This window comes from Agriterribacter humi, from assembly GCF_009192765.1.
Taxonomy (GTDB): Bacteria; Bacteroidota; Bacteroidia; order Chitinophagales; family Chitinophagaceae; genus Agriterribacter; species Agriterribacter humi.
In genome coordinates this window covers 811,199-835,268 of record NZ_VOHQ01000001.1, presented here as the reverse complement: position 1 = coordinate 835,268, position 24,070 = coordinate 811,199, and the positions used below count along the sequence as shown (strand labels likewise).

The window sequence follows — 24,070 nt, the reverse complement described above, 5'->3', positions numbered from 1 at the left end:
TTACTAATTCCTTAATCGCTTTCTTTTTTAATTCCTCAGAGAAAATCCGATGCTCACGGATTTCTAATTTTGAGTTAACTTGCCGCATAAGTGACTGTTTTTTGTCAACCTATTTTAGGCATACACACCCTTTCACCTTTCACCTCTCACTTTTCACTTACCCCACCGGTTCTTATTTCCAGTCAACCGCTTTTTTCTGCCCCCGTAAATCTTCGAACTGTACGTGGGGATCTTTTTCACCGGGTAAATTGATGAAGTGGTTAAATTGTTTTCTGAGCTCGGGCGATTCCACCACTTCTTTCCATTCGCATTTATAAAGGTTAACCAGCTTTTGCATCTCCTCTTCTAACTGATTACTTATACCCAGGCTGTCGTTTACGATTACGTTTTTCAGATAGGTTATTCCTCCTTCCATTTTGTTAATCCATGTAGCGGTTCGTGTTAAGGGATCGGCTGTTTTAATATAAAACATCAGGAAACGGTCAATATAGCGGATGCAGGTTTCTTCATCAATATCTGACGCCAGCAGCACCGCATGCTGCGGCTTTGACCCCCCGTTGCCGCCAACAAAAAGATTCCAGCCTTTTTCCGTGGCGATAATGCCAAAGTCTTTGGACTGGGCTTCTGCACATTCACGAACACATCCTGATACGGCGGATTTAATTTTGTGTGGCGCCCTTAATCCTCTGTATCTTTCTTCTATGCGAATGGCAAAGCTTACACTGTCGTGCAAACCAAAGCGGCACCAGGTAGAGCCCACGCAGCTTTTAACTGTACGCAGGGCCTTTCCGTAGGCATGACCGCTTTCAAATTCGGCAGCAATCAGCTCTTCCCATATCAGTGGCAATTCACTTACATGTGCGCCGAACATGTCTATCCGTTGCGCCCCTGTTATTTTTGTATAGAGATTGTATTTTTTGGCGATCCGGCCAATGACGATCAGTTTATCAGGTGTTATTTCTCCGCCCGGAATGCGGGGTACTACGGAATAAGTTCCTCCTTTTTGAATATTAGCCAGGTAGCGGTCGTTGGTATCCTGGATAGTAGCTTGTTTTAATATCAGGTCGTTCCAGGCGCTTGCTAAAATGGAAGCCATGACGGGTTTACAAATCTCACATCCGGCGCCATTCCCAAACTTATCCAATGCTTCATCAAAGGTTTTAATGTCATGTACTTTAACCAGGTCGAATAATTCCTGACGGCGGTAATCAAAATGTTCACAAATAGCAGGCTTTACCTTTTTGCCAAGTTCCTTTAATGTTTCGTTTATGATATCTTTTATCATAGGAACACAGCCGCCACAGCCGGTTCCTGCTCTTGTCATTTTTTTAACACCATCCAGATCCTCAATACCGTAATCTTTAACCGCACAGCAGATGGCGCCTTTGGACACACCTTCACAGGAACAGATAAGCGCGGCATCCGGTAATGCAGCTATTCCGCCTCCTGCATTAATTTTGCCGGCAGAGGCGCCCGATTTCATAAATAAGTCTTCCAGGTTTTGCGGAAGGGCTAATCCGTTTTTATAGGTTTGTAACAATATATTATATGCCGATGCATCACCAACGAGGATGCCTCCTAACAAATATTTTCCGTCTGTGGAAACATTCAGACGTTTATATATTCCCCATACCCTGTCTTCCATTACAATAGTCTTACATTCATTTTCCATAGCCAGTGCATCGCCAAAGCTGGCTACATCCACTCCCAGCAATTTTAATTTGGTTGACATATCAAAATCCATGAATACTTTATCAGTACCAGTTAATTGTGAGGCGACAATATCCGCCATTTCATAACCCGGCGCAACCAGGCCATACACCATCCCTTCAAATAAAGCGCATTCTCCAATTGCGTAAATGCATGGATCATTTGTTTGCAGCTTATTATTTACAATGATACCGCCGCGGGGGCCAGTTCTTAAACCACAATCTTTGGCTAATTCATCCCTGGGTTTGATTCCTGCGGAAATTACCACCATATCTACTTCCAGTTTGCTGTTGTCCTTAAACTCCAGGGTTTCCACTTTCTCTGTTCCCGAGATAGATGAAGTAGTTTTATTAAGATGCACATGTATCCCCATGTGCTCTAATTTAGTTTTAAGAAATTCAGCGCCGGTCTCGTCCAATTGGCGTGGCATTAGCCGGGGGGCAAATTCCACTACATGGGTTTCGAGATCAAGGTCCTTTAAAGCTTTGGTAGCTTCCAGTCCCAATAAGCCTCCTCCAATCACAACTGCTTTTTTGGCTCTGAAGGCATAGGAAGTAATCAATTCCAGGTCATCAATTGTACGATAAACAAATACGCCGTATTTGCCGGTACCGGGTATTTTGGGCACAAAGGGAGCGGACCCGGTTGCCAATACCAGATAATCGTATGATAATTCCCGACCCTTTGACGACATTATTTTTTTATTGTATTTATCTATTTCCACCACCGGATCGTCTAAATACAGGTCTATTTTATTAGCACCATACCAGCTCTGGGTTACCAACGATAAATCTTCAACAGTTTTACCGGAAAAGTATTCGGTAAGATGAACTCTGTCGTATGCGCGGTAGGGTTCCTCACCAAAAACCGAAATGTGAAATGCTTGTTTCTTGTCCCTGGCCAATAGTTTCTCACAAAATTTATGGCCAACCATGCCATTTCCTATTACAATAATTTTCATGCAAACTGATTTTGATCTTGCTATAAGAAAGGCAGGCAATCGTTAAAAGGAGGGGGGCAAATACTATATTATGATAAATAATATTTAATCTTTTAAATCTAATTATATCTAAAAATTAGTATAAAAATATTATTTATATCATAAAATTAGTAATGAAAATTCAATTTTTAGTATTTTTGTTTTAAATATTTTAAATATTTATATTTTTAATTTGAAGTAATGAAATCAAAAACTCCTCTCTTATCTCTTATAGGCGCTGGTCCGGGCGACGCCGAATTGATTACTGTAAAGGCGATCCGGGCAATTGGAGTGGCACATGTAGTTTTATATGATGCCCTGGTAAATGTGGAATTGCTTTCTTATATGTCTCCGGGTGCAAAAGCAATATTTGTAGGAAAGCGTTTTGGCTGTCACGCCCTTTCCCAACAGGAAATTAACCATCTTATTGTGGACTATGCATTATCGTACGGACATGTGGCAAGATTGAAAGGTGGTGATCCCTTTGTTTTTGGAAGAGCACAGGAAGAAATGGAAGCTGCACACTGCAATGGCATTGCTGTAGAAGTAATACCCGGTATTTCAAGTGCTGTGGCGGTACCGGCCGCACAGGGCATCCCTTTAACCTGCAGGGGAATGGCAGAAAGTTTTTGGGTTACTACCGGTACTACACGTTCCGGGGATATATCGGCTGATATTCGCCTTGCGGCACAGTCGTCGGCAACGGTTGTTATACTAATGGCCATGAATAAACTGGAAACCATAATGGATATTTTCAGTGCCAACGGAAAAAATGAAACGCCGGTAGCCGTTATACAAAACGGTACCACCGAAAAAGAAAAAATAATTACCGGAACCGTAAAAGATATTTTTTTCAGGGTGCAGCGCGAAAACATGAGCAATCCTTCGGTTATAGTAGTGGGTGAGGTGGTGAAGCTGCATCATGACTGGCTGCAGCAATTAAGTAAAACAACTGTAAGCAATACCGCATCATTATCACAGCCTGCTTATACAATAAAATAGCAATAAAGCATACTTTCGTAATGTATAAGCATTAGAATGAAAATCCCCAAAAAGCAATGTGATCTTCAGTGTTGTTTGATGTGCCGCATGTGTATACCGGAATGGCTTCCCGCCATCCAGGCGCATCGCCTTAATTTACAGTATAAAAAAGGGGAACAGGTTTTTAAAGAAGGCGATCCCGTAAGCGGTATTTATTTTGTATACAAGGGTTCCGTAAAAATTCATAAGCGCTGGGGTGAAGAAAAGGAACTGATCGTGCGGTTTGCGCGGGAGGGGGATATTTTTGGTCACCGCGGATTTGGTACAGATCCTTTGTATCCGATCTCTGCTACGGCCCTGGAACCACTTGAAGTATGCTATATTGACCAGGATTTTTTTTATGCCACCTTGCGAACCAATGGTGAATTGCTGTTTAAACTGATGCTGTTTTATGCCCAGGAATTACAGGAATCCGAAAAAAACATGCGCAACCTGGCCCATATGCCGGTAAAGGGCCGACTGGCCAGTGCTTTGCTGAAGCTGAGCGAAAAGTTCGGCATAAATGAAAAAGGATTTATAGGCATCACGCTCAGCCGCCAGGATATCGCTGCTTATGCCGGCACAACCTATGAAACGGTATTCCGGCTGATGACAGAATTTTTACAGGATAATATAGTGAAGACGGAGGGTAAAGATATAGCCATTATCAACCATCCAAAACTGCGGCAGTTAATGGAAGAGGGTGAATAATGATCTTGCAAAAAGTGCCCTTCATATTTTCTTGCCAATTTTTCCAATTCTTCCTGTTAAAACCGATAAAGATCATTTAAACAACCCCTGTATAGTACCGGATTTCATCTTCATTGAGTATTGTTGAATGGATTGTACCATTATCTTCGCATCAAAAACATACAACAATCATTTTCCATTGATCAGGATAATTTGTTGTTGTAGTGATATATGAAAAGAAGAAGAAATAATACCATACTATTTATGGGGGTGATCATGTTTGCAAGCGCTTGTAATCCATCAACGTCAAGCCGGGATCAGCCTTCCACAGTACGGGCAGATACAATTGCCACGAAAAAAAAACCTGATTTACTACTAACGGATGAAAAGCCAACAGCATCTGTAAGAATGCTTAGCGAGGCCGATAAAACCTATATTGATTGGATCATTCCGGATTATCCTGATGTAATTCTGTTGCATGAAGGCAGGGCCGAAACACTGAACTATACGGAACAGGTATACCGGTATCTTAAATCAAAGAACGCCAGTGTCAGGAAAAAAGCCATCACTCGAAAACATCCGGATAAAGCAAGGGATAAAAGATTGTATATAGATGATGTGGGAGAGAACTGGTATGAAGTGTTTGTTTTTGATGCATGGAAATAGGGCATAAAACCCCGGGTACACGCTTTAATGAGTTGTATGCCGGAAAATCCTGCAGGAATTGACTGGCATATGGTTTGCAAATAAAATTAATTATGCGCCCGGATCTTCTCCAGTTTAATGGCAACAGTATTTACTGTCCTCTTGCGGATGTACATATTGATCCTTCCATTCCGGTTGACCGTGCTATTATTACGCATGCCCATAGCGATCATGCAAAGCCCGGAAGCCGCCATTATCTTGCCCATAAGGATAGTGAAGCTATTTTGCGTCAACGCCTGGGACAAGACATCTCTTTACAAACAGTTGAATATGGGGAACGATTTACTATTAATGGGGTAAATTTTTCATTGCACCCGGCAGGACATATTATTGGTTCTGCACAGGTAAGGGTTGCCCGCAATGATATGGTTTGGGTGGCAAGCGGGGATTACAAGCTGGAGGATGATCATTTTTCAACACCCTTTGAGCCGGTAAAATGCAACGTATTTATATCTGAATCCACTTTTGGCCTGCCCATATACAAATGGGAACCGCAGGAAAAAATATTTAACAGTATACAGGCATGGCACAGTAAAAATAAACAGGAAGGAAAAGTGAGTCTGCTTTTAGGATATGCACTCGGAAAGATGCAGCGGATACTTAAAAATATGCAAATGGAGAATGAAACAATATTTGCGCATGGTGCGGTGTATTATTGCAATGAAAGGCTGAGGCAGGCGGGATTTGATTTGCCCCAGCTTACACTTGTAACAAAAGACATGGACAAGAAACTTTTTAAAAATGCGCTGGTATTAGCCCCTCCGTCCGCTAATGGTTCACCATGGCTAAAAAAATTTACCCCGTTTTCCATGGGTTATTGCTCCGGATGGATGCGGGTGCGCGGTGCAAAGACCAGGAGGGCTGTTGATCAGGGCTTTGTGCTAAGCGATCATGCCGATTGGGATGGATTAAACGCAGCGATAAAAAACACAGGTGCCGAAAAGGTATTTGTAACGCATGGATTTACCAGTGTTTTTTCGCGTTGGCTGAATGAAAACAATATGGAAGCAACCGAAGTGATAACCATGTATGGAAAAGAGGATGAAAGTGAGGAATCCATTCCTGGTGAACAGGATTCAATCAAACCGGAGGTTTAAACATGAAGGCGTTTGCAGCATTATTTTTAGATATTGATCGTACCAATAAAACCAATGAAAAGGTTGAATTGCTGAAACAGTATTTTTTATCTGCACCCGATAAGGATAAAACCTGGGCACTCGCTTTGTTTACAGGACGACGTCCTTCATTTAAAGTAAACAGTACGCAAATGCAGCAATGGGCCGCCGGGGAAGCGCAGATACCGGACTGGCTTTTCAGGGAAAGTTACAACAGTGTTGGCGACCTGGGCGAAACCATATCGCTGGTGCTGCCGCCGCACAATAACACTTTAACGGAAAAATCATTAAACGACTGGTTTGACTACTTAAGGGTACTGCCCTCATTGACAGATGAAGGAAAGAAAATAAAAATCATTGAGGCATGGCAGCAACTAACACAGCACGAAATATTCGTGTTTAATAAATTGCTGATGGGAAGTTTTCGTATCGGCGTTTCCCAAACTTTAGTGATTCGTGCAATAGCGGAAGCCGCAAAAATGGAGCCGGCCATTATTGCACATCGCATAATGGGGAATTGGAAACCTGCTGAAATAAATTATGATGATCTGATCCTCAAAGAAAGGGAAAACGATAATGATTCAAGACCCTATCCTTTTTATCTTGCTTATCCTGTAGAAGGAGATATTTCGGGGTTGGGAGACCCCGCGGCATGGTACGCTGAATGGAAATGGGATGGCATACGTTCACAAATTATATTTCGTAACAATGAATTGTATATCTGGACCAGGGGAGAAGAATTAGCTACAGACAAATTCCCTGAACTGCATATTTTAAAAACCTTGTTACCCGATGGCACTGTATTAGACGGAGAAATAGTGAGCTTTAGAGATAGCAAACCACTGCCTTTTAATGTATTGCAAACACGCATAAGCAGAAAAAACCTGACGAAGAAAATTTTACGGGATGCACCCGTGGCATTTATTGCATATGATGTATTGGAAATGAACGGGGTTGATCTCAGGCCACTACCGCAGCAGCAGAGAAGAGAAAAACTGGAACAGTTCTTTGATACGATGCAGGCAACACCGGTAGCTCATCTTTCTCCATTACTTGTATTTGCCAATTGGGAGGATCTGAAAATACTTCACACACAATCCAGGGAGAATGCTGCCGAAGGCTTCATGGTAAAAAATAAAATGGGGGCCTACCAGGCAGGCAGAAAAAAGGGAGAGTGGTGGAAATGGAAAGTAAATCCTTTAAGCATTGACGCAGTACTGGTATACGCGCAAAAAGGACATGGCCGCAGAACAGAACTGTATACGGATTATACTTTTGCTGTATGGGATGCAGACAATACGTTAATTCCGTTTGCCAAAGCGTATTCAGGGCTCACGGATAGGGAAATTACAGAAGTAGACAGGTTTATCAAACAACATACAATGGAAAAGTTCGGGCCGGTACGTACGGTTAAGCCTGAACTGGTTTTTGAAATTGGTTTCGAAGGTATTAATAAGTCTGCCCGTCATAAATCAGGAATAGCTGTACGGTTTCCGCGTATCCTGAACTGGCGGAAAGATAAAAAGCCAGCGGAAGCGGATACACTGGAAAGTTTGAAAAATATGCTGGAGTTGTATAAGTAGGTAAAAGAGGTTGCCTCAACTCAATGAAACAACCTCTTTAAAGCTCGGGACGATTCTGCTTTGTATGTAATAATCTTCCAGCAACCTTTTGCGTTGACGTCAAATTAATTTTTTAGTGGTTGGTTCTAAATTAAATTTTATTATAGTAGTAATAATACTACCTTTATGAGTTCAAAAACAACTTCTTTATGAAGTCAAGTGAATTACACCGGTTAATCTTGAAAAACGGATGGGAGCATATCCGGGCAACAGGTAGCCATTACATTTATGAGAAAGATGGCGTCCGGTATCCGGTTCCTTATCATGGTTCGCATGAAGTCGGTAAGGGACTGGAAAAGAAAATCAAAAAGAGATGAGGTTGAAAGAAAACCATTCTTTTAACTCATAAAAATAAGAAGTATGAAAAGCGTACAGATTGTTATTGAAAGAAGCAAAGATGCTTTTTGGGCACACGCTCCGAAATTGGAAGGAGTTTCAGGAGTTGGGGATACGGTTCAGCAGGCCAAGCAATCAGCCTTGGAGGGCATAGAAATACAAAAAGAATTAGGTAATATTCCTGATGTGGAATACAAAGCAATTTTTAAATTTGATATTGAAAGTCTTTTGAATTATTATAAAGGAATCTTTACTAATTCTGCGTTTGAAAAGCTTACAGGGATAAATCAAAAGCAAATACAACATTACGCTACAGGATTGAAGAAGCCCCGTCCTGCACAAACAAAAAAGATTGAAGCTGCCCTGCACAAACTGGGTAATGAACTCATGGCTGTAGAACTTTAGTTTTTGATTGACGTCGAAATGCGCAGTAAAATAAAAGAAAAGCGGCTGTCTCAAAACCAAATGAGTCAGCAGCTTTAAACTGTCGGGAGGGCCTGCTAAACTTGTAAAAACGGATTTATGATATCCAATAACTTTAAGAACAACAACAGCCGGTAATACATTTCACTGCTCCCGAAAAGATGGAAGAGGTTTTGAGCGCCCTACAATAAATAATCGTTCTTACTTGTCGTGGGCCTGGTGTAAAAGAATCAGGCAAGGTTAGAGAAAAAAATTGTTTGGGTGGTCGAAAGTGGATTTGACATTTCAATTATCCATTCACCCGGAGTTTTAAAGCACACATTACTACGTTTAGTTAATAATACTCGTTCTCACTTATTACGGCTTGGAGGAATGGTGCTGCGAAGGTAAGTGAAAATTGCTAAAATAAGATTAACTGCAACCCCAGCGATAGCGGTTGTATCTGCAATGATATTCTTCCTTTTGTCTATCTTGTCAGTGCTCTGAACGATACCATTTGGGTGTGTTCAGGACCCGAGGACGTATGGTCGGTATCTTCCGGGATTTCTTGAGCCATTGAATAAAAGCAAAATTTATTCAGGGCGAGGGTAATGACCACTAAAAGTATATTTTTTTTATTAATAATAAAAGTCTGTGCTTATTGGCCCGTGAAAAGATGCAAAGTACTCGGCATAAAAGGGTTAGGAAGGCATTATTTTTACTACCTATTACAAACAAAAAACCGCAAACACAATGTGAATGCGGATTCTGTTGTTTTACTTGTCGGGACGACAAGATTCGAACTTGCGACCCCTAGCACCCCATGCTAGTGCGCTACCGGGCTGCGCTACGTCCCGAAAACTATGCAAGATGATTATCCTGCAAGTATCTTTTGATACCCTTTTTTTAATTTTCATCTCCAGCCGTACGGCCTCATTTCTGTCGCTGCATGCGAAAGATGTAATAAAAATCCAGGGAATACCTTTTGATGTAAAATTTCCCTTCCCTGTATTATGCTGATGAAACCTTCTTTCAACATTTTCTGTACTGCCAACATAATACTTTTCTAAAGAACTGCTGAATATAATATATACCCAAAACATTTTTCATACAGTATAGCAACTTGCGACCCTCCCGCCTCAGCGGGATGCGCTACCGGGCTGCGCTACGTCCCGAACTGCATTACAGGTTTTTAATCTGTAAATATTTTAAGATACTAAAGAGCTATTATACAAAAACTTTTGCCGTTGGCTTGCGACCCTCCCGCCTCAGTGGGCTGCGCTACGTCCCGAACGTATTAACGGGCAGCAAAAGTAACTCAAAATTCCAATTTCAAAAAATCAATAAATAGCGTTTATCTTCGCTCAACTTTTCACAATGACTATCCTCATTCGCAAAGCCATTATTACGCAGCCCGGTTCTCCATTTAACGGACAGCTAAAGGATATTTTAATTGCTGATGGTATCATCGTCCGCATAGCAGATAACATTACAGAAAAGGCAGATACTATTATTGAACGCGAAGGGTTACAGGTTTCGCCGGGCTGGGTAGATATTTTCGCTCATTTTTGCGATCCCGGCTATGAATTTAAGGAAACCCTGCAAACAGGGGCAAGAGCAGCTGCGGCGGGCGGATATACCCATGTGTTTGTGTTGCCTAACACAAATCCTGTGGTACACAGCAAGTCACAGGTTGAATACATTAAAGAAAAAAGCAGAACCCTGCCCGTAAATATTCATCCCGTTGGCGCTGTTACTAAAAATGCAGAAGGAAAAGACCTTGCCGAAATGTATGATATGTTCGCCAGCGGCGCTATCGCTTTCAGCGATGGTATAAATGCTGTGCAGTCGGCAGGCGTTTTATTAAAAGCCCTGCAATATGTAAAAGCTTTTGAAGGAGTGCTGATGCAATTACCACAGGATAAAAGCATTGGTACACATGGATTAATGAATGAAGGTATTATTTCTACCCGGCTGGGTTTGCCCGGCAAACCGGTTATTGCGGAAGAAATGATGGTGGCCAGGGATATTGAACTGGCTGAATATGCAACATCCAAACTGCATTTTACGGGCATCAGTTCCAAACGATCGGTTGATCATATTAAGAAAGCTAAGGAAAGGGGTTTGCAGGTAAGCTGCTCCGTTACTCCTTACCATCTTTTTTTTAGCGATGAAGACCTTGTGAATTACGATACCAACCTTAAGGTAAACCCTCCTTTGCGTACTCCCGAAAACAGGCAGGCGCTGCGCGAAGCCATAAACAACGGCTGGATTGATTGCATCGCCTCACATCATTTTCCGCAGGAATGGGACAGTAAAACCTGTGAGTTTGAGTATGCGGGTTATGGCATGATAGGGCTGGAAACAGCTTTTGGCGTAGCCGGAGCCGCGGGAGTAAATACCGAACGTTGGATAGAGTTGTGCAGTATAAATCCACGTAAAATTTTTGGACTGCCTGCTGCAACATTACAGGAAGGGTATCCTGCAGACCTTACCTTGTTTAACCCGGGTGTAACGTACCGCTTTGAAGAAAAGCAGATTCAATCAAAATCTAAAAATTCTCCATTTACCGGTAAAGAACTTAAAGGGCAGGTAATTGGGATAATTAACGGAGAGAAGGTATTTTTGAACACCTGATTTTTTACCAAAACAATAATTATGGAAAAAAAGCGAACAGACGTAGGACTTACCTACGGACTAATATCCGGATTGGCATCTGTAATTTTTAGCCTCTTGCTATATTTGGGAGGCGTAAAATGGTTTGTAAACCCAATAGCTTATGCAGGGTTTTTAATACCTGTAATTATTGCTGTGCTGGCCGGGATAAAACAAAAAAAACTCAATGAGGGTTATCTTGATTTTGCTGCGGCCCTGAAAGTTGTGTTTACCACTTTTGTAATCGGCACCGTAATTAGCACCTTATTTAGTTACGTGTTGTTCAATTTTATAGACGTGCCTTTTCGCGAGGCGCTAACACAGGAAACGGCCGAAAAGACGCAGCAGATGATGCAAAAATTCGGAGCAAACCAGGAGCAGATTGATAAAACTACAGAAGATATGATGAAAGGCAATAATTATAGCTTCGGCAAGCAAATGCTTGGAACGGCATTCTTTTGTATCTTCTGGTTCGTAATAAGCCTGATCATTGCCGCTATCATTAAAAAGAAAAAACCGGAGTTTCCAACGGTTGCTCAATAATACTGTTAATTTTTCTGCATGAACATCAGCGTTGTTATTCCATTATTTAATGAAGAAGAGTCGTTGCCTGAATTGTGTGCCTGGATTCAAAAGGTGATGGATGAAAACGGGTTTTCGTATGAAATTATTTTGGTAGATGATGGAAGTTCAGATGGCTCGTGGCCGGTTATTGAACAATTGAGTATTGCCTATTCGTGTATAAAAGGCATTAAATTTCAACGCAATTATGGTAAAAGCGCAGCGCTCAATGAAGGCTTCAAAGCCGCGAAAGGCGAAGTAGTGATTACGATGGATGCGGATTTGCAGGACAGTCCCGATGAAATACCCGAACTGAGAAAAATGATAGCAGAAGATGGGTATGATATGGTGAGCGGATGGAAGAAAAAAAGATATGACAGCACACTCACAAAAAATATTCCTTCAAAATTTTTTAATGCGGTAACCCGGCGCATGTCTAAAATACCTTTGCATGATTTCAATTGCGGATTAAAGGCATATAAAAATAAGGTTATAAAAAGCATTGAGGTATATGGTGAAATGCATCGCTATATTCCGGTATTGGCCAAGTGGGCCGGGTTTAAAAAAATTGGTGAAAAAATAGTAGAGCACCGTCCTCGTAAGTATGGCGTTACCAAATTTGGATGGGAACGTTTCATTAACGGATTTCTTGACCTGGCATCTATCATGTTCGTGGGCAGGTTTGGAAAACGGCCCATGCATTTTTTTGGTTCATGGGGCACTGCATGTTTCTTTATTGGGCTTCTGCTCAGTATCTATCTTATTATCAGCAAGTTTGTTGATCCTGAATATGCATTAACCAATCGTCCTGCCTTTTTCCTGGCATTGACCCTGCTTTTACTGGGTTCGCAGCTTTTTTTAGTAGGATTTATGGGAGAGCTTATTGCCCGGAATTCCCCGGAACGCAACAGTTACCTGGTTGAAAAAAAACTGGGAATTTGATTTCTATATATTAGTGATAATGGGAAAAAGAATTGTCATCATTGGTCCTGCACATCCTTTGCGCGGTGGATTAGCTTCATATGATGAGCGGTTGGCCAGGGAATTTCAGCAACAGGGATGGGATACGCATATTTACACATTCTCATTGCAGTACCCTGGTTTTCTTTTTCCGGGTACAACGCAATATTCTTCCGAACCACCACCCGCCGGGCTGAATATACATGTTCGCATTAATTCCATTAATCCCTTTAATTGGTACAGCGTGGGCCGGGAGTTGGAAAAATTTTCTCCGGATATTATTGTAGTAAGATACTGGCTGCCTTTTATGGGGCCCTGCCTGGGAACGATATTAAGAATCGCTAAAAAAAACAGGCAAAGTAAAATTGTATGTATTGCGGATAACATTATACCGCACGAAAAAAGACCGGGTGACGCTGCTTTTACGCGGTATTTTTTAAAAGCTGCGGATGCTTTTATTACAATGAGTGAAAAAGTGCTGAGTGATTTGCGTATGATTGAATCTAAAAAGCCTGCACAATTTGTTCCTCATCCTTTGTACGATAATTTTGGGGAGAAGATAAGCAAAGAAGAAGCCCGACTTAAATTAGGTATTGGCCTTAACGACAGGATAGCGTTGTTTTTTGGGTTTATCCGCAAATACAAGGGTTTGGATATATTGCTGGATGCCATGAAAATAGTGAAAGCGCAAACCATTACCCGGCGTTTACCGCCTGTTAAGCTTTTGATAGCGGGTGAATTTTATGAAGACGATAAGCCTTACCTGCAGCAAATTAAAGACAACAACATTGAAGATGTATTGATATTAAAAACGGATTTTGTTCCCGACAGTGAAGTGAAATATTGTTTGTGTGCCGCCGATGTGGTGATTCAGCCCTACCGAAATGCTACCCAAAGCGGGGTGACGCCATTGTCTTACCATTTTGAAAAACCGATGATCGTAACCAATGTGGGTGGGTTAACTGCTATGGTGCCCGATGGTAAAGCAGGATTGGTAGCGGAACCCAGTGCTGCTTCTATAGCTGAAAAAATAATGGAGTTCTACGAAACGGGTGAAGACCATTTTATTCCCGGCCTGCGCGAAGAAAAAAATAAATATACCTGGAACAATATGGTAAAAGCGATTGAGGAGGTGAGTGGGTGAGTAGTGAATGGTGAGTGTCTTCAAAAGACAGGGAAAGCGCTGAGCCGGTTGGAACGCAGTTTATGCCCTTGCGGGATGTTAGGATATCGGCTAAAGATGATATGGTAGAACATAACGCTTGGAATTGCATTTCAGCGCCGTCCCTCTCCGCAGCGGGAGAGGGAAAGAAGGTGAGGGGAAAATTCGGCTTACATTTGTACATAAATTAAGTATTATCAATAATGATCTACAGAAGCAAAGCGCCATTGCGCATTGGATTAGCGGGGGGAGGAACAGACGTGAGCCCATATTGCGATTTATTTGGAGGAGCGATCCTTAATGCTACTGTTTCATTGTATGCATATGCTAATATTGAGCCTTTGAATGAGGAAATCATTATTTTGGAGGCGGCCGACAGAAAAGAAACAGTACAATATCAATGTAACAAAACCCTGCCTGTAAACGGTAAGCTTGATTTATTGAAAGGGGTGTACAATCGCATACAGGAAGATTATGGCGTACCCACCATTGGCTTTAAATTGCAAACCTTTGCAGATGCCCCTGCGGGTTCAGGATTGGGCACTTCTTCTACATTGGTAGTAGCTATTATTGGCGCATTTGCCGAAATGCTGAAACTGCCATTAGGCGAATATGATATTGCGCATTATGCATACCAGATAGAACGCAAAGATCTGAACCTGGCAGGAGGAAGACAGGATCAGTATGCAGCTACCTTTGGAGGTGTTAACTATATGGAATTTTATGAAGAGGATAAAGTGATCGTTAACCCATTGCGTATTAAGGCCGAATACCTGAGCGAACTGGAAAATAACCTGGTATTATTTTATACCGCTTCCAGCAGGGAATCGGCTACTATCATAAAAGAGCAGCAGAAAAATGTGCAGCAAAAGAAAGAAAGTTCTATAGAAGCAATGCACCAGTTGAAAGAGCAAAGCCGAAGAATGAAAGAAGCATTACTGAAAGGGAGGCTTAATGAGATTGGCGAAATACTCGATTTTGGCTTTCAGCAAAAAAGAAAAATGGCAGCTAATATTTCAAATCCTTTTATTGAAGAGATATATGATGCTGCAAAAAAAGCAGGTGCATCCGGTGCAAAAATATCAGGTGCCGGTGGTGGCGGATTTATGATATTTTATTGCCCGGAAAATACACGTTACCGGGTAATTGAAACCCTGCTTAGGTTTGGAGGAGAAGTAAAACAATATACCTTCACCAAAAATGGATTGAGCACCTGGGTTGTTTGATGATTAACGGGTGATTCCGGTTCATGGGTTGGTAATTTCTTAAACAAAAGATATGTTGAGTAAAATAAAAGATATTGTTGCTGCATCAATAGCAGTTAAGCAGCAGGTATGGGGCAATGAAACATTATTGCAAACGGTAGAAGCCATAACAGAAGTAATAACGAAAGCTTTTCAGCAGGGTAATAAAGTATTGTTTTGCGGAAACGGAGGCAGCGCTGCGGATGCCCAGCATTTAGCCGCCGAATTTAGCGGCCGTTTTTATATTGACAGGGACGCTTTACCCGCAGAAGCCCTGCATGCCAACTCTTCATACCTCACAGCTGTGGCCAACGATTATAGCTATGATGTAATTTATTCGCGTCTTATTAAAGGGCTGGGCAATAAAGGCGATGTGCTGGTGGGTTTATCTACTTCGGGTAATTCAAAAAATATTGTACTGGCCTTTGAGCAGGCTAAATCCAATGGAATGATCACCGTTGGTTTTACAGGAGCAGGCGGGGGCAAAATGAAAGACCTTAGTGATTACCTGGTTAATGTGCCATCAACAGACACACCCCGCATCCAGGAAGCACATATCCTGCTGGGTCATATTATTTGCCAGTTGGTGGAAGAAAATTATTTTGGCAATAAATGATGTCGTTACTATAACTTTTATTGAATTGTATGCCGGGAAGCATTACTGAAGCCATAATTCTTGCGGGGGGATTGGGTACACGCTTACGGAGTGCCGTACCCGATCTTCCCAAATGCATGGCGCCGGTAAATGATGTGCCGTTTATTACCTATGTCGTTAAACACTTTCAGACCCAGGGCATCCAAAATTTTATATTTGCGTTAGGGTATAAAAGTGAAGCTTTTGAATCCTTTCTGCATACTATTCTTCCCGCAGGTAATTATGAGCTTTCCATCGAAAATGAACCACTCGGCACAGGAGGCGCTATTCAGTTAGCCTGTTTAAAAGTCAGGGAAGCTAATGTAATAGTGGCAAATGGCGATACCTTATTTCGCATTAAGGTGCAGGAATTAACGGCATTTCATGTTCATAAAAATGCGCAATGTACGCTGGCATTAAAACCCATGAAAGCGTCTATCCGTTATGGTGCGGTAAAATTGAATGAAGATAAGTCTGTGGAAAGCTTCACTGAAAAGCAGTATTTTGATGAGGGACTTATAAACGGAGGAGTTTACGTGTTGAACATTCCCGCATTCCTGGAAAAAAAAATGCCTTATAAATTTTCATTTGAAAAAGAATATCTCGAAAAGTTTTATAAAGAGGGAAAAATATTTGGTGTGGCAGCAGACGAATATTTTATTGACATTGGTATACCTGAAGATTACGAAAGAGCACAGGTTGAGCTAACGCTTACAGATAATTGAAGCGTTAGGAAATTAGGATTCGAATTTTATTATGCAATACTGGACTCATGTTAAATATTAGTATAAGAAAACCATTTATACATGATTGATCTGCAGAAAATTGATAAAAGCTGGACTTTATTCTTAGACCGCGACGGAGTGATCAATCAGGAAACAGTAGGCTCATATATTACCCGCTGGGAAGATTTCAGGTTTTATGAAGGTGTATTGGATGCATTAAAGATTTTTTCAGAAAAGTTCGGACGGATTTTTATTGTTACCAATCAACGGGGTGTAAGTAAAAGATTAATGACAGAACAGGATCTGAAAGATATTCATTTCAATATGCTGGGTATGATTGAAGCGAATGGTGGCAGAATAGATAAGATTTATTATTGCATTGATATGGAAAGTGAGAGCCCGAACAGAAAGCCCAATCCGGGCATGGGTTTGCAGGCTAAAAAAGATTTTCCGGAAATAGATTTTGAGCGTTCCTTAATGATCGGAAATACAATGAACGACATGATATTTGGTAAAAAATTAGGTGGTTATACCTTTTTTATTTCGTCTAATCGCCCTGCACCGGCATTACCGGATGCAACTACCGATGCTGTTTTTACGTCATTGAAAGATATATCCGAATTGATGATACAATAAAATATGATTATTGATTTTTTGATTATTGTTAATCCATATTTTTATTGCTCCAACCCAGGTATTTTAAATACATATATATTTGCAGAACCTTAAACTTATAATAATGAAAAGAATTTTATTTTTTCTATTGACTGTAGTTGCAGCCTGCACCCTGCTTTTATCCTGCAAAAAGGATAAGAATGATAAGCCCGAAGAAAAAGATCCGGATGCGGATTTGCCTGCATTAACCGCTGAAACCATGCTTGGTTATTATGTTGGTCATTATGGTGCAGGCACCAACGAGCCAAATATTGATTATGCCTTTAGATTAATGCCTAATTCCGCAATTGTAGTATACGATCAGAGCGCAGATACGGTTAACGGTAAAAAAGCCTATGGCACATGGGAGTATAATGCCAGTACAAAAAAGTTAAAGACATACTATCGTTATAATGATGCCGAAGCGAAAGTATATTCTACATACGGAGATTTGAAACACCGTCGCTTTATTGGAACCTGGGGCCCGAACCAGGACAGTGCAAAGGGAGGAAAATACAATGTGAGATATACGAGTAACTAATAATATCATATCAATTAAGTATATTGAAAAAGGTCGCTTCAAAAATCGAAGCGACCTTTTTCAATGCCGGTCTTTCATTACATTTCCTGTCAAACTGGCATTTTTGATATCCTTTTGGGTTATCTTTGCCTCTTCAAAAGTTCAGAACATTATATGTTGGATGTATTGACACAAAAAGTGCACGATGAGGCCAGGCAGGGTGAGGCGTTCGCTCCCTTTATAAATGATCCTGCTCAATATCAAAAGAAATTTTATATAGAAAGCTATGGTTGCCAGATGAATTTTTCGGATAGCGAAATTGTTGCCTCCATTCTGCAGGATGCTGGCTTTGGTGCTACAAGGGATTGTGCGGAAGCAGATTTAATATTGCTTAATACCTGCTCTATCCGCGAAAAAGCGGAACAAACTGTTCGTAAGCGGCTTACCGAATTTCGTAAAATTAAAGTAGCCAACCCTGGTTTACTGGTAGGCGTACTGGGTTGCATGGCTGAAAGAATAAAATCAAAGCTTCTCGAAGAAGAGCAATTGGTGGATATTGTGGTTGGTCCCGATGCATACCGGAGCCTGCCAGGCTTAATAGAAGAAGCGGAAGGAGGGCAGAAGGCTGTAAATGTATTGCTTAGCCGCGAAGAAACGTACGCAGATATTTCACCGGTGCGGTTAAACAGCAACGGCGTATCGGGTTTTGTAAGTATCATGCGGGGTTGTAATAACATGTGTACCTTTTGCGTAGTGCCGTTTACCCGCGGAAGAGAAAGAAGCAGGAATGCATTTTCGATAGTAAAAGAGTGCCGGGATTTGTTTGACCGCGGATATAAGGAAGTTACATTGCTGGGACAGAATGTAGACAGCTATTATTTCACACCTGAAGCAACGGATAATAATGCGCGTAGGGATACAGTAACTTTTGCATCGCTGCTGGAAATGGTGGCAAAAATTTCGCCATTGTTGCGCGTTCGCTTTTCTACTTCACATCCAAAGGATATCACAGATGATGTGCTGTATGTTATAGCGAAATATAAAAATATCTGCAAATACATACATCTTCCTGTACAGAGCGGCTCAACCCGCATACTGCAAATGATGAATCGCACCTATACCCGCGAATGGTATATGGCAAAGATTAATCGCATTCGTGAAATTATACCCGGCTGCGGCATCAGCAGCGATATAATAGCCGGCTTTTGTACGGAAACAGAGGAAGACCACCAGGCTACTTTATCGTTAATGGAGTATAGTGGGTATGACCTGAGTTATATGTTCTTTTATAGCGAGCGGCCGGGCACCCTGGCGCAAAGAAGATATAAAGATGATATCCCGGAAACGGTAAAAAAAAGAAGATTGCAGGAAATTGTCAATTTACAAAACCGGTTATCCCGTGAAAGTAATGAAAAGGACCTGGGCAAAACTTTTGAAGTATTAATAGAAGGCAACAGTAAAAAAAGTGATCAGGACTGGATGGGCAGGACTTCACAGAACAAAGTGATCGTTTTTTCAAAAAACGGTGCTTATTGTAACAAAGGCGATTACGTGAATGTAAAGGTAACAGATTGTACAAAAGCAACCCTGCTGGGAGAGATCGTATAAAAATTGCCAACGTATTAATAGCGCATAAAAAATGGATATACAATCAATAAAAAACAGGTTTGGCATAATAGGCAATTCGCCTGCATTGAGTTATGCCCTGCAAGTAGCGGCGCAGGTTGCTAATACAGATCTAACCGTACTGATTTATGGTGAAAGCGGGGTGGGGAAAGAAGTGTTTTCCCAGATCATTCACGCTTTATCTTCCAGGAAACACAATCCTTTTATTGCGGTAAACTGCGGCGCTATCCCGGAGGGCACTATTGATTCGGAATTGTTTGGACATGAAAAAGGATCGTTCACCGGGGCGGTAGACAGCCGTAAAGGATATTTTGAAACCGTAAATGGCGGAACAATATTTTTGGATGAAATAGGGGAGATGCCATTGGGCACCCAGGCCCGTTTGCTGCGTGTTTTAGAGGCCGGAGAATATATTCGCGTAGGATCATCTAAAGTACAAAAAACAGATGTAAGGGTTATTGCAGCTACCAATAAAGATTTGCTGGAATATACGCACAAAGGAAGGTTCAGGCAAGACCTCTACTACCGTTTAAACACCGTTCCTATACGCGTACCGGCCTTAAAAGACCGGCCGGAAGATATTATTCTTTTGTTCAGAAAATTTGCTGCTGATTTTGCAGAGCGGTACAAAACATCTTCAGTGCAGTTAGATGATGAAGCAAAAGAACTGTTAATTCGTTATCCCTGGCCCGGTAATGTAAGGGAATTGAAGAACATTGCAGAGCAGATATCGGTACTGAGTGAGGATAAATTAATAGCTGCAAGGCAATTAAGACAATTTTTACCAGAGCATAATACCAACCGGATGCCTGTGTTGGCGGGAAGTAATGGAAGTGTATCGCATGCAGAGTTTGCCAATGAAAGAGAAATATTATATAAGCTTTTCTTTGACATGAAAAAAGATGTCACCGAGTTGAAAAAGATGTTTGTGGATATACTGCAAAACCCCCAGCGTGCCAACGCCATGGCCGCTTATACCAAGGAGTCGTTGCTCGGCGATTACCAGCCGGTTGAACGGGAAAAGAGTGCATCATCACCACCTGCGTTGGTTCAACCTTCTCAGCCCGTACTGATTAATAATAATGATATTTATGATCATGAAGAAGTAGAAGAGTCGCTCAATATTATGGATAAAGAAAAAGAACTGATTGTTAAAGCACTTAAAAAGCACAGGGGCAAACGAAAAGATGCTTCATCAGACCTGGGCATCAGCGAAAGAACTTTATACCGGAAGCTGAAAGAATACGACATTAATGAATAAAGCGATGCTGAAAACAAGTTTCTTCCTGATGGTTGCCATAGTATCTGTTCAGGCTACCTGCAATTATACTTTTAAGGATGTAAGTATACCGCCGGAAGTTAAAACCGTAAGTGTACAATATATTGAAAACAGGGCAAGGTACATCAACCCGCAATTGAGCCCGCAGCTAACCGACAGGTTACGTCAGAAAATAACCGGACAAACCCGTTTAACCATCATCAATGGCGATGATGCTCATTATGATATTGGGGGCTATATAACAGATTTCTCGGTAAACACTTCAGGTATTTCGGGAAACCAGGCATCCAGTAACAACCTGAATGTAACGGTACATATTATATTCAAGAACCGGCTGGACGAAAAGAAGAATTTTGAAACAGATATCACCAGGAATTTTCCTTTTTCCGCCAGCATTAGTTTTACTGATGCGCAGAACCGGCTGATGGATGATATATTGAAAAATGTGTCGGATGATATTTTTAATAAAGTATTCTCAAACTGGTAAAGGATAGTATCTTCATGCTGATGAACCCTGATATGGATAATTTCATGCAAAAGTTTTTCCAGACAAACAGGCTGGAAGAAGCAGATGTAATGAACATGGAACAAATGGTCCTGCAGTATCCTTATTATGCACCGCTTCAATATATTCTGGCAAAAAAATACAGACAGGTTGACAATAACCGGTACAAGATTCAGATTACCAAAACCGCTATTTTTTTCAGTAACCCGCACTGGCTGAATGATCTGTTATTATCCAACGGAAAAACATCCTCTAAAGATAATTTTGTAAATACCGGAATAAATGTGACTGAACCTGTTGAGGATATCTTGCCCGCACAAAATGATGACGTGTCTCAGGAAGAAAGTGCAGAACAAAAAACTGACGAAACGCTAAATGTTGAACCACAGGATGTTATTGATGAAAACAGAGCCGGTGATGATTTTGAGCTTACTCAACCCATAACTGAAGTTGAAGAAGATCAGATTTTAGCGGAACAGGATGAACCAGAGCCTGAAGAACCTGTTCGGGATGTTTTACCCGCACAAAATGATGTTGTGCTCCAGGAAGAGCATTCTGAACAAGAAATTGACGTAGCACTAAATATTGAACCACAGGAGGTTGTTGATGAAAATGGAGAGCCTGCAACAGGTGTAAACTTGCAGGGTAGTTCAGAAACGCTAACATCAGAGCCTCTTGTACCTGATGCAGCAGAATATCTATTTTCAACTGCCCAACCGGAATTTCCGGACCAGGAAATAATTCCTGCCGAACTACAGGAGGATATTTCACAGGAGATACCGGAATCTTTTCCTGAAGGTCTGCATGAGGATGAGGCGACAACAGAAAAGCAGTCAGCATTTTTGGAACCTGGGTCAGATTTACCGGAACAATATGAAAAGGGAAATGGTATAACTATTGTTGATGCTTCGGTGGAAGAAACTACATCCGTGTCAAATCCAATGGACTTGGAGCAGGAAGAGGAAAAAAACAGCCCTGTAAGTGGCCCGGATATGGATGCCGGTAAGAGCAATATAGCGCCTGAAAAAATGGAAGCAAAGTTACCGGCAGGAAATTTATCCGGGAAGTTCATTAAACCTGGATATTCTCCATCGTCCGATTCAGGGAATTTGCCACTTATACCAATAGAGCCCTTATATGCTATTGACTATTTCGCTTCTCAGGGAATAAAACTGAGGGATGAAGATGGTAAGGATAAGTTGAGCCAAAAGCTGCGCAGTTTTACCGAATGGCTTAAAACAATGAAGCGGATTCATCCGGAAAAGCTGGAACAGGAAATGGATCCCCAAACCTCTACTGTTATACAACATATTGCCGAACACTCTAATGAGCTTGACGATGTGGTAACAGAGGCAATGGCTGAAGTTTACGCCAGGCAGGGGCTTAGAAGCAAAGCGGCAGAAGTATATCAGAAATTAAGTTTGCTTAATCCCAATAAAAGAGCTTATTTTGCAGCCAGAATTTCCAAATTAAAAGAAACCTGATATGGCGCTTTTGTTTTTGATTTTGATTATTATATGCAGTGTGGTAATAAGTCTTATTATTTTAATTCAAAACCCTAAAGGTGGCGGGCTTTCAGGAAGTATTGCGGGCTTTAGTAATCAGTTTATGGGTGTTAAGCAAACAACGGATGTACTGGAAAAGGGTACCTGGATTTTTGCAGCAATAATCGGGGGTTTATGTTTATTTTCTACTTTGTTTATGAACTCCGGGGACGGTGGTAACCAGTTTATTAAAGGGGTTAACACGAACCAGCAGCAGCAACAATCTTTGCCAATTGCGCCTCCGTCTCAGCAGGCAACACCGCAACAAACTCCTGCGCAGCCTCAACCATAAGTCAATTTTTAAATAATTTTATTAACCCTGTTGTTTACGGCAGGGTTTTTTGTTTATATTCAACCCGTTTATTAAAAAATAACCCAGGAAGATTATGTTCAAAAGATTGATATTGCCTTTTTTAATTTTCATTCTTGTTATAATCGTTTTTCTGGCCTGGAAAATCATGGGTCCCAACACTGCTTTCAAAGGAGAAAAATATTATCTCTATATAAAAACGGGAAGTAATTTTGAAAATGTAATGCAAACGCTTAAAAAAGACAGCGTTATTAAAAATCCCGGCATTTTTACATTCGTTGCTGAAAAAACGAGTCTTCCCGGAAAAATTAGGGCAGGCAGGTATGAAATAAAAAGAGGAGCCGGCATTATGGGCATTGTGCAAACGCTTCGCACTGGAAAGCAGTCTCCTGTAAATCTTGTTATTACCAAGCTTAGAACCAGGGAAGATTTTGCCCGCTTCGCCGGGCGGCAACTTGAATGTGATTCAACCGCTATAATAAACTATCTTAATAATATGGATTCGCTGCAAAGCAAGGGGTTAGATACCAGCAATGTGATGACTGTCATCATACCTAATACCTATACTTTTTTCTGGAATACCACAGCGGCTAAATTGTTTAACAGACTTTACAGCGAAGAAAAAAAATTCTGGAAAGAAGAAAGGCTGCAAAAAGCGCGAACCCTGGGCCTTACGCCCCAACAGGTATATATCCTTGCATCTGTAATTGAAGAAGAAACCAATAAATATGATGAGATGCCTTTAATGGCAAGCGTTTATATTAATCGCTTAAATAAAGGCATGCCGCTTGGGGCCGACCCCACTGTAAAATTTGCAACACGAAATTTTGCCGCCAAAAGAGTAACCTTAAAAATGATCAGCCAAAGTGCCGGATCCCCCTATAATACTTACAGGAACGCCGGCTTGCCTCCCGGGCCTATATGTACCCCTTCTATAAAAACAATTGATGCCACGCTTAATGCAACAACTACAAATTATCTTTATTTCTGCGCAAAACCCGATTTTTCGGGCTATCATGCTTTTGCAGTAACGGATGCTGAACATTTTAAAAATGCAAGAGCTTATCAAAAAGCGTTAGACCGCTTAAAAATAAAATAAGTATTTTAGATGA

At 41.2% G+C, this 24,070-nt stretch carries 23 protein-coding genes, 1 tRNA gene and 1 pseudogene; 22 read left to right on the top strand and 3 right to left on the bottom strand.

The genetic code is table 11. The annotated features are described in order from the left end of the window. Positions 1 to 172 precede the first annotated feature (172 nt). Positions 173 to 2,671, bottom strand: a complete 2,499-nt coding sequence (gene nirB / locus FRX45_RS03220) for a nitrite reductase large subunit NirB (protein WP_152266931.1) — start codon at positions 2,669 to 2,671, stop codon at positions 173 to 175. Between the two features lie 219 nt (positions 2,672 to 2,890). Here nirB and cobA point away from each other — a divergent pair, with 219 nt between their 5' ends. The 7 genes from cobA (at position 2,891) to FRX45_RS03185 (ending at position 8,582) form a co-directional block, all read left to right on the top strand. Next, the gene (cobA, locus tag FRX45_RS03215; RefSeq protein ID WP_152266930.1) at positions 2,891 to 3,691 is read left to right on the top strand and encodes a uroporphyrinogen-III C-methyltransferase; all 801 of its coding nucleotides are present in this window, start codon (positions 2,891 to 2,893) and stop codon (positions 3,689 to 3,691) included. A gap of 36 nt (positions 3,692 to 3,727) precedes the next feature. Further along, a complete protein-coding gene (locus FRX45_RS03210; RefSeq protein ID WP_152266929.1) occupies positions 3,728 to 4,420 on the top strand; it encodes a Crp/Fnr family transcriptional regulator in 693 nt (230 codons plus the stop codon). A 210-nt stretch (positions 4,421 to 4,630) separates the two neighbouring features. After that, positions 4,631 to 5,065 (top strand): hypothetical protein, encoded by a 435-nt coding sequence (locus tag FRX45_RS03205; protein WP_152266928.1) that lies wholly within the window; start codon positions 4,631 to 4,633, stop codon positions 5,063 to 5,065. A gap of 92 nt (positions 5,066 to 5,157) precedes the next feature. Beyond that, complete coding sequence (locus FRX45_RS03200; protein WP_226804909.1) at positions 5,158 to 6,201, top strand: ligase-associated DNA damage response exonuclease; 1,044 nt, start codon at positions 5,158 to 5,160, stop codon at positions 6,199 to 6,201. 2 nt (positions 6,202 to 6,203) lie between these two features. Next, a complete protein-coding gene (locus FRX45_RS03195; RefSeq protein WP_152266927.1) occupies positions 6,204 to 7,802 on the top strand; it encodes an ATP-dependent DNA ligase in 1,599 nt (532 codons plus the stop codon). Between the two features lie 188 nt (positions 7,803 to 7,990). Beyond that, entirely contained in the window at positions 7,991 to 8,158 is a 168-nt protein-coding gene (locus tag FRX45_RS03190; RefSeq protein WP_152266926.1) for a type II toxin-antitoxin system HicA family toxin, read from the top strand. Positions 8,159 to 8,201: 43 nt separating this feature from the next. Beyond that, on the top strand, positions 8,202 to 8,582 hold the full coding sequence (locus FRX45_RS03185; RefSeq protein WP_152266925.1) for a type II toxin-antitoxin system HicB family antitoxin: 381 nt from the start codon (positions 8,202 to 8,204) through the stop codon (positions 8,580 to 8,582). Positions 8,583 to 9,362: 780 nt separating this feature from the next. Here the strand turns inward: FRX45_RS03185 and FRX45_RS03180 are convergent. Both FRX45_RS03180 and FRX45_RS23800 read right to left on the bottom strand, forming a co-directional pair. After that, a tRNA-Pro gene (locus FRX45_RS03180) sits at positions 9,363 to 9,436 on the bottom strand. Between the two features lie 30 nt (positions 9,437 to 9,466). Continuing rightward, positions 9,467 to 9,682 (bottom strand): annotated as a pseudogene (locus FRX45_RS23800) (GIY-YIG nuclease family protein); the annotation flags it as partial. A gap of 274 nt (positions 9,683 to 9,956) precedes the next feature. Here FRX45_RS23800 and FRX45_RS03170 point away from each other — a divergent pair. The 15 genes from FRX45_RS03170 to mltG all read left to right on the top strand — a co-directional run bounded on the left by FRX45_RS03170 (position 9,957) and on the right by mltG (position 24,057). Beyond that, the gene (locus FRX45_RS03170) at positions 9,957 to 11,216 is read left to right on the top strand and encodes a dihydroorotase (RefSeq protein ID WP_152266924.1); all 1,260 of its coding nucleotides are present in this window, start codon (positions 9,957 to 9,959) and stop codon (positions 11,214 to 11,216) included. Between the two features lie 21 nt (positions 11,217 to 11,237). Beyond that, the gene (locus tag FRX45_RS03165; protein ID WP_152266923.1) at positions 11,238 to 11,777 is read left to right on the top strand and encodes a DUF4199 domain-containing protein; all 540 of its coding nucleotides are present in this window, start codon (positions 11,238 to 11,240) and stop codon (positions 11,775 to 11,777) included. 18 nt (positions 11,778 to 11,795) lie between these two features. Then, positions 11,796 to 12,737: a glycosyltransferase family 2 protein gene (locus tag FRX45_RS03160; RefSeq protein WP_152266922.1), complete on the top strand. Its 942-nt coding sequence runs from the start codon at positions 11,796 to 11,798 to the stop codon at positions 12,735 to 12,737. A gap of 19 nt (positions 12,738 to 12,756) precedes the next feature. Further along, positions 12,757 to 13,899, top strand: coding sequence for a glycosyltransferase (locus FRX45_RS03155; RefSeq protein ID WP_152266921.1), 1,143 nt, complete (start codon positions 12,757 to 12,759; stop codon positions 13,897 to 13,899). 221 nt (positions 13,900 to 14,120) lie between these two features. After that, complete coding sequence (locus FRX45_RS03150) at positions 14,121 to 15,143, top strand: GHMP family kinase ATP-binding protein (RefSeq protein WP_152266920.1); 1,023 nt, start codon at positions 14,121 to 14,123, stop codon at positions 15,141 to 15,143. 52 nt (positions 15,144 to 15,195) lie between these two features. Next, positions 15,196 to 15,777: a D-sedoheptulose 7-phosphate isomerase gene (gene gmhA / locus FRX45_RS03145; RefSeq protein ID WP_152266919.1), complete on the top strand. Its 582-nt coding sequence runs from the start codon at positions 15,196 to 15,198 to the stop codon at positions 15,775 to 15,777. A gap of 29 nt (positions 15,778 to 15,806) precedes the next feature. Further along, a complete protein-coding gene (locus tag FRX45_RS03140; protein WP_152266918.1) occupies positions 15,807 to 16,520 on the top strand; it encodes a sugar phosphate nucleotidyltransferase in 714 nt (237 codons plus the stop codon). Positions 16,521 to 16,601: 81 nt separating this feature from the next. Next, the gene (locus tag FRX45_RS03135; RefSeq protein WP_152266917.1) at positions 16,602 to 17,156 is read left to right on the top strand and encodes a D-glycero-alpha-D-manno-heptose-1,7-bisphosphate 7-phosphatase; all 555 of its coding nucleotides are present in this window, start codon (positions 16,602 to 16,604) and stop codon (positions 17,154 to 17,156) included. A gap of 103 nt (positions 17,157 to 17,259) precedes the next feature. Then, positions 17,260 to 17,715: a hypothetical protein gene (locus tag FRX45_RS03130; protein WP_152266916.1), complete on the top strand. Its 456-nt coding sequence runs from the start codon at positions 17,260 to 17,262 to the stop codon at positions 17,713 to 17,715. Between the two features lie 153 nt (positions 17,716 to 17,868). Continuing rightward, complete coding sequence (gene miaB, locus FRX45_RS03125; protein WP_152266915.1) at positions 17,869 to 19,302, top strand: tRNA (N6-isopentenyl adenosine(37)-C2)-methylthiotransferase MiaB; 1,434 nt, start codon at positions 17,869 to 17,871, stop codon at positions 19,300 to 19,302. Positions 19,303 to 19,333: 31 nt separating this feature from the next. After that, positions 19,334 to 20,581 (top strand): sigma-54 interaction domain-containing protein, encoded by a 1,248-nt coding sequence (locus FRX45_RS03120; protein ID WP_152266914.1) that lies wholly within the window; start codon positions 19,334 to 19,336, stop codon positions 20,579 to 20,581. Next, positions 20,574 to 21,086: an LPS assembly lipoprotein LptE gene (gene lptE, locus FRX45_RS03115; RefSeq protein ID WP_226804907.1), complete on the top strand. Its 513-nt coding sequence runs from the start codon at positions 20,574 to 20,576 to the stop codon at positions 21,084 to 21,086. The genes FRX45_RS03120 and lptE overlap by 8 nt, the downstream gene beginning before the upstream one ends. 44 nt (positions 21,087 to 21,130) lie before the next feature. Further along, positions 21,131 to 22,588, top strand: a complete 1,458-nt coding sequence (locus FRX45_RS03110) for a hypothetical protein (protein WP_152266913.1) — start codon at positions 21,131 to 21,133, stop codon at positions 22,586 to 22,588. Between the two features lies 1 nt (position 22,589). Next, positions 22,590 to 22,940: a preprotein translocase subunit SecG gene (secG, locus tag FRX45_RS03105; protein WP_152266912.1), complete on the top strand. Its 351-nt coding sequence runs from the start codon at positions 22,590 to 22,592 to the stop codon at positions 22,938 to 22,940. Between the two features lie 94 nt (positions 22,941 to 23,034). Further along, entirely contained in the window at positions 23,035 to 24,057 is a 1,023-nt protein-coding gene (gene mltG, locus FRX45_RS03100; RefSeq protein ID WP_152266911.1) for an endolytic transglycosylase MltG, read from the top strand. The last annotated feature ends 13 nt before the right edge of the window (positions 24,058 to 24,070 follow it).